The following is a 7,060-nucleotide window of genomic DNA, read 5'->3' on the forward strand; positions in this document are numbered from 1 at the left end:
TAAAAGGTTAATCAATATAGTATTAGTCTTTTATCACGTTCACAAACAATGAGAAGTCGTCAAACTCCAGCATTGTTCCGTCTTTCACTTCATCTACAAGTTCAAGAGATGTGCCTAAAACCTGGTTACAAATATAAGTATTATATTCATTTACCGCATCATCTGTTTGCGTATTTTTCGAGATTGTTATTTTTATTTTATCTGTAATCTCGAAGCCGCTTGACTTACGTATATTCTGAATACGGTTCACCAGTTCACGGGCAATACCCTCGCGACGCAGTTCTTCGGTAATAGTCACTTCAAGCGCTACTGTCAGTTTGCCTTCATTGGCAACCAACCATCCCGGAATATCTTCACTAAAGATCTCGACATCTGATGCTTCAATAACAGCTTCCGCACCATCCAGATTTAATGTATACTTTCCGTTTTTCTCCAATTCACCGATGGCTTCCTGTGACATTTCTGCAACAGCAGCAGCTACTGCTTTCATTTGCTTGCCAAATTTCGGGCCTAGCTTTTTAAAGTCACATTTCACTTTTTTCACCAATACACCGGCTGCACCATCAACGAATCTGACTTCTTTTACGTTCACTTCATTCATAATCAGGTTCTTCACAGCTTCGATATGAGCTTTCTGCTCTTCATCTACCACCGGAACCATGATACATTGCAGCGGTTGGCGTACCTTGATATTCACCTTGCGGCGCAATGCCAACACCATAGATGTAACATCCTGTGCCATTTGCATGCGGGCTTCCAGTTCCTTGTCTATCATTTCTTCCTGATATTTCGGGAATTCGGCAAGATGGACAGAAACTACATTGTCGCGTCCTGTTGCTGTAATCAAGTCAGTATACAAACGGTCTGCATAGAACGGAGATACAGGAGCCATCAGTTTGGCAACTGTTTCGAGACAAGTGTACAATGTCTGATAAGCAGACAATTTATCCTGTGTAAATTCACCACCCCAGAAACGTTTACGATTCAGGCGAACATACCAGTTAGACAAATTATCATTCACAAAATCAGAAATCAAACGTCCTGCCTTTGTCGGTTCATATTCATTATAGCATGTATCTACCTCCTTTATTAATGTATTCAATACAGACAAGATCCAACGGTCGATCTCCGGACGTTCTGCCATCGGTACATCCGCTTCTTTATACTCAAATCCGTCTACATTCGCATAAAGCGCAAAGAATGAATACGTATTATATAAGGTACCGAAGAATTTACGACGAACCTCTTCCACTCCTTCAACGTCAAATTTCAGGTTATCCCACGGAGAAGAATTGGTAATCATGTACCAACGCAACGGGTCGGAACCATACTTTTCAATCGTAGTAAACGGATCGACAGCGTTATTCAAACGCTTAGACATCTTGTTACCGTTCTTATCGAGTACCAGACCGTTAGAAATAACAGCTTTGTAGGACACACTGTCAAATACCATGGTAGCGATAGCATGCAAGGTAAAGAACCAACCACGAGTCTGGTCTACTCCTTCCGCGATAAAGTCAGCCGGATATACCTGACGGTTATCCAACAGTTCTTTATTTTCGAACGGATAATGGATCTGCGCGTACGGCATAGCACCCGAATCGAACCATACATCAATCAAGTCTGATTCACGCTTCATCGGTTTGCCATCTTTCGATACCAATATGACGTCGTCTACATAAGGACGGTGAAGATCAATCTTATCATAATTTTCTTCCGAATATTGACCCGGCACGAAACCTTTATCCTTGTATGGATTGGATTTCATAAATCCGGCAGCTACCGATTTCTCGATTTCATTATAAAGTTCTTCTACAGACTCGATGCATATCTCATCCGTATTATCTTCTGTACGCCAGATAGGTAATGGAGTACCCCAATAACGAGAACGGCTAAGGTTCCAGTCATTCAGATTTTCCAGCCACTTGCCGAAACGGCCGGTTCCGGTAGATTCCGGTTTCCAGTTGATGGTTTTATTCAATTCCATCATTCGCTCCTTGCAAGCGGTAGAACGGATAAACCAGCTATCCAACGGATAATAAAGTACCGGTTTGTCTGTACGCCAGCAGTGCGGATAGTTGTGGACATGCTTTTCTATCTTGAAAGCCTTGTTGTCTGCTTTCATCATCATGGCAATGACAATATCCAAAGATTCGGCAGCTTGCGCAGCTTTCTCATCGTATTTGCCATCCACCATAAATTGAGGATCATAAGCATTTTTCACCCATGCACCCTGATATTCTTTGTATTTATCTACATCAACACATTCTTTTACGAAATTCTCATCCAGCTCATTCAACAGATAGAATTTACCAGTTAAATCCACCATCGGACGAGTTTCGCCTTTCTTATTAATCATGAACAGTGACGGGATTCCTGCAGCACGTGCCACATTCGCATCATCCGCACCAAATGTAGGTGCAATGTGAACGATACCTGTACCATCTTCTGTAGTAACATAATCACCCGGTATTACACGGAAAGCCTTATCACTAGGCTTCCAGTTGCCATTTTCGGATACCTCAACCGGTTTTACCCAAGGAATCAACTGCTCATATTCCATACCGACAAGATCAGTACCTTTGTATTCGGCAATCACTTTAAATGGTACAAGTTTATCTCCGGCTTTGTAGTCCTCCAATTTCAGATCAGCAGCTTTTGCATTGAAGTGTACATTCAATAAAGCTTTTGCCAGAACAACCGTGATAGGTTCTCCGGTATAAGCGTTGTAAGACTGTACAGCCACATAGTCAATTTTGGGTCCCACACAAAGAGCCGTATTTGAAGGCAATGTCCATGGAGTAGTTGTCCAAGCGATAAAATAAGGAGTTCCCCATTCCGTCATTTCCGGTTTAGGATTCTTCATTTTAAATTGGGCAACGGCCGTTGTATCTTTTACATCCCGATAACAGCCTGGTTGATTCAACTCATGTGAGCTCAATCCTGTTCCTGCAGCCGGTGAATATGGTTGGATCGTATATCCTTTATACAACAATCCTTTTTTATGCAGTTGCTTCAATAGCCACCATAATGTCTCAATATAGCGATTATCATACGTGATATAAGGGTGCTTCATATCCACCCAATATCCCATCCGATGAGTCAGGTCTTCCCACTCCTTGGTATATTTCATCACGTCTTTCCGACAAGCCGCATTGTAGTCGGCAACAGAGATTTTCTTACCAATATCTTCTTTTGTGATACCTAATGCCTTTTCTACACTTAGTTCCACAGGCAGTCCGTGCGTATCCCATCCGGCTTTACGCTTCACCTGATAACCCTTCATCGTTTTGTAGCGACAGAAAATGTCCTTAATGGTACGAGCCATTACATGGTGAATACCCGGCATACCATTAGCCGAGGGAGGTCCTTCGAAAAACACGAACGAAGGACAGCCATCACGTTCTGTCATACTCTTGGCGAAAACCTGGTTCTCGTCCCATTTCTTCAGCACATCTTTGTTCACCTGCGAAAGGTCAAACTGCGAATATTCAGTAAATCTCTTACCCATAGCTGTCTACGATTTTACTATTTACAATTTACAATTTGAGGGGTATCCCCATTTTTAAGGGTGCAAATTTACAAAAACATTTGTTTAGTTGAGCAAAAAGCTAGGACTTTTAATCGGATTCGTGTGAAGTTAACGATTATAAACCGCCTACAGCCTAAACAAAACAAGTATCTCCTTGTTTTAGTGGGAAACCTAAAAGCACTTTAACTTATGAATTACGGTATTAGCATTTTATTCAGAGCAATCCCTTTGGCGATGGCTATTTTTTGCTTCGGATACGGAGCGTTTATTTATGGTTATGGAGATGACGGGAGTCGTGTTGTGGCCGGTCCTGTTGTGTTTTCACTCGGTATGATATGCATTGCACTGTTTTGCACGGCTGCCACTATCATCCGGCAAATCATACATACTTATAATAAATCGGCCAAATACGTTTTGCCGATCATAGGCTATCTGGCAGCCATCATTACTATTATTGGAGGCATCTGCATTTTCAGTAATGCCACTTCCACCTCTGCATTTGTTGCAGGACACGTTATCACCGGCGTTGGATTTATTACTACTTGTGTAGCTACCGCCGCCACCTCTTCTACCCGATTCTCTTTAATTCCGAGGAATTCAAAAGCGACAAGTAATGAAGTTCCGGAAGGAGCTTTTTCCCTTAATCAGAGACGGGCATTGGTAATTGTTGCCATCATCGTTTCGCTGATCGCATGGATATGGGCATTTGTATTATTGGGCAACAGTCATTCTCATCCTGCTTATTTTGTGGCGGGGCATGTAATGGTCGGTCTGGCATGTATTTGTACCAGTTTGATTGCACTGGTAGCTACCATAGCACGCCAGATACGTAATGATTATTCAGAAAAAGAACGGAATAAATGGCCGAAACTGGTTTTATTAATGGGATCTATCTCTTTTGTATGGGGATTATTCGTGATTTTGGCAGATTCCGGAAGTGCAAACGGTACCACCGGATATATTATGCTCGGATTGGGGTTGGTATGTTACAGTATTTCCAGCAAAGTAATCCTGCTGGCTAAGATATGGAGGCAAGAGTTCAAATTAGCCAACCGTATTCCTATGATTCCGGTATTAACGGCATTGACTTGCCTGTTCCTGGCGGCTTTTGTATTCGAGTTTGCCACTATACATGCTGATTATTTCATTCCGGCACGTGTTTTGGTAGGTCTCGGAGCTATTTGCTTTACGCTGTTTTCTATCGTTAGTATATTGGAGAGTGGCACGTCATCCAAATAAAAAATATTCTATCAAAAGGGCGTCACTATATGCCCCGGATAGTGACGCTATCCAAGGCATATAGTGACGCTATCCGGACAGCATAGCGTCACTCTTTTTATTTCTTGTATCTCACCTCATACAGGTCATTCCTACGGTCTTTCAAATTGCGTACACTACCATAAGTATGCAACTCGTTCAGCAAATCCAGGTCAACATCCGATACCAAAATCATTTCGGTGTTAGGAGTTGCCTCCGCCCTCTTTCCGTCTGTTGGAAAAGCAAAGTCGCATGGAGTAAATACACCTGATTGGGCATATTGAATATCCATATTGTGCACACGGGGAAGATTTCCTACACTTCCGGCAATGACTACAAAACATTCATTCTCGATGGCACGTGCCTGCGCACAGACACGAACACGGGAGTAGGCATTCTGGGTATCTGTCAGGAAAGGAACAAATAATATCTGCATTCCCTGATCTGCCATCAGGCGGGAAAGTTCGGGGAACTCGACATCATAGCAGATCAAAACCCCAATCTTTGCACAATCCGTATCAAAAGTGTTCAGAAGTTTACCACCGTTCAGTCCCCAGCTTTTTATTTCATCGGGGGTAACGTGTAATTTCTCGTACATTTCGTAGGTTCCATCCCGTCGGCAAAGGAAACCGACATTATAAAGTAGCCCATCCTCTTTTACGTATGGCATACTTCCTGTTATAATGTTGATATTATAGCTAATAGCCAGATTCATAAACCGTTCCCGAATCTCATCGGTATACTTTGCCAATCCGCGAATAGCCTGTGATTCTCCTTTATCATTATACTTCGACATCAAAGGAGCATTGAAATATTCCGGGAAAAGAACAAAATCACTTTTATAATCAGATACTGCGTCCACGAAGAATTCTACTTGTTCAAACAGGTCGTCCAACGTTTTATAGCTACGCATCTGCCATTGCACCAATCCTACACGAACCGTAGTTTTAGGACTGATATATTCTTGCGTAGGTGGCTGATAATAGATATTATCCCATTGAAGCAAACAGGCATAATGTTTCGATTCTTCGTCATTCGGCAGATAATTGGTCATCACCTTTCGCACATGAAAATCATTCGATAGCTGAAAAGTTAGTACCGGATCATAAATCTCGCGTTGACGCACTCGTTCGATATATTCTTTCGGACGCATTTTGTCAGCATATTTGTGATAATTCGGGATACGTCCGCCAAACATGATAGCTTTCAGGTTCAATGTTTCGCATAGTTCCTTACGATATTCATACATACGACGTGCTAGGCGCAAACCGCGATAACCCGGATGAATGAACACTTCAATGCCATACAAGATATTTCCTTCGGGATTATGTGTATTGAATGTTTCCTTACCTGTCACTTGTGCATACGTATGGTCGTTCTTTACTTTATCATAATCAACAATGATAGAAAGAGCACAACCAACTATTTTATCATCGACTACTGTGACAATCTGACCTTCCGGAAAAATCTTAATTAACTTCTGGATCTGCTCACGAGTCCAAAACACATCGCTACCATCTGAATAGACGCGGGTAAACGACTGGGATAACTGTACATAATCTTCTATTTGCAAATTGCGTATCTGCACTTTATTAATTTTTATCGGATGTTGTTCCATAACAATACGTGTTTTATAAAAGATAGTGCAAAGGTATAGCTATTCCTTTAATTGTGTTTTCAAATCAAGAAAAATTTAACAATAGTATTTTATGTAAATTGAGTTATTCAATTCAAACTTATCTGCTTTGACATTACTCTAACTCTAATATTTCTTTTACCTCACCTTCTCCTACATGCTTTCGTCCTTCTCCAAAAGTAAACTTGGTGCCTTCAGAAAAATTATTTCCTAAAGCTCTTCTAATAAGAAAAGCTATTTCAACTATCCCCTCATCTCCGGGATAAAAATATTCCCTATCAAGCAAAGTTATTTGACCAGAAGTTTTTGTCTCCTCAATAAAATCAAATAAAGGGCGGTAACCACTAGAAAATGGAGTTCTACGACCATCCTTATATAACCTTATACTAGCTATAATTCTAATCATAATAGTAGCAATATAAAAAAATAATCAGCTAATTTGTGAGAATTAAGAATAGCAAACAATGTTAGCTATAAGTTTATTCATCAAAGTTAGTCTAATAAATTGAAAAACAAAAGTATCTTTTACACAAATATATATTTTATTATACTATCTATTTTATGCATTCTTTTTCAGTAAATTCGTAAGCGTCTCCGCGATTCTATATAGTGTATTAAAATAAAAAGGCTAATGA

The 7,060-nt window shown here is 40.7% G+C and carries 4 protein-coding genes; 1 reads left to right on the forward strand and 3 read right to left on the reverse strand.

All coding sequences use genetic code 11. The features are described 5' to 3' along the window. Positions 1 to 22 precede the first annotated feature (22 nt). On the reverse strand, positions 23 to 3,511 hold the full coding sequence (ileS, locus tag DWZ47_RS18010) for an isoleucine--tRNA ligase (RefSeq protein WP_008640149.1): 3,489 nt from the start codon (positions 3,509 to 3,511) through the stop codon (positions 23 to 25). Positions 3,512 to 3,721: 210 nt separating this feature from the next. On the opposite strand from ileS, the gene DWZ47_RS18015 reads away from it, so the two are divergent. Further along, positions 3,722 to 4,771, forward strand: a complete 1,050-nt coding sequence (locus tag DWZ47_RS18015) for a DUF2776 domain-containing protein (protein WP_004303305.1) — start codon at positions 3,722 to 3,724, stop codon at positions 4,769 to 4,771. 97 nt (positions 4,772 to 4,868) lie between these two features. Here DWZ47_RS18015 and DWZ47_RS18020 read toward each other — a convergent pair whose 3' ends face one another. Both DWZ47_RS18020 and DWZ47_RS18025 read right to left on the reverse strand, forming a co-directional pair. Then, the gene (locus DWZ47_RS18020) at positions 4,869 to 6,407 is read right to left on the reverse strand and encodes a carbon-nitrogen hydrolase family protein (protein WP_117514039.1); all 1,539 of its coding nucleotides are present in this window, start codon (positions 6,405 to 6,407) and stop codon (positions 4,869 to 4,871) included. Positions 6,408 to 6,540: 133 nt separating this feature from the next. Then, complete coding sequence (locus tag DWZ47_RS18025; RefSeq protein ID WP_117514040.1) at positions 6,541 to 6,831, reverse strand: hypothetical protein; 291 nt, start codon at positions 6,829 to 6,831, stop codon at positions 6,541 to 6,543. Positions 6,832 to 7,060: the final 229 nt, after the last annotated feature.

This window comes from Bacteroides sp. AF32-8BH (assembly GCF_003435205.1).
Lineage (GTDB): Bacteria > Bacteroidota > Bacteroidia > Bacteroidales > Bacteroidaceae > Bacteroides > Bacteroides ovatus.

What these genes read in the sequence shown, in the direction of transcription:
- DWZ47_RS18015 (WP_004303305.1), top strand. Translation starts at nt 3,722, where the DNA reads ATGAATTACGGTATTAGCATTTTATTCAGAGCAATCCCTTTGGCGATG.
- DWZ47_RS18020 (WP_117514039.1), bottom strand. Translation starts at nt 6,407, where the DNA reads ATGGAACAACATCCGATAAAAATTAATAAAGTGCAGATACGCAATTTG.
- ileS (WP_008640149.1), bottom strand. Translation starts at nt 3,511, where the DNA reads ATGGGTAAGAGATTTACTGAATATTCGCAGTTTGACCTTTCGCAGGTG.
- DWZ47_RS18025 (WP_117514040.1), bottom strand. Translation starts at nt 6,831, where the DNA reads ATGATTAGAATTATAGCTAGTATAAGGTTATATAAGGATGGTCGTAGA.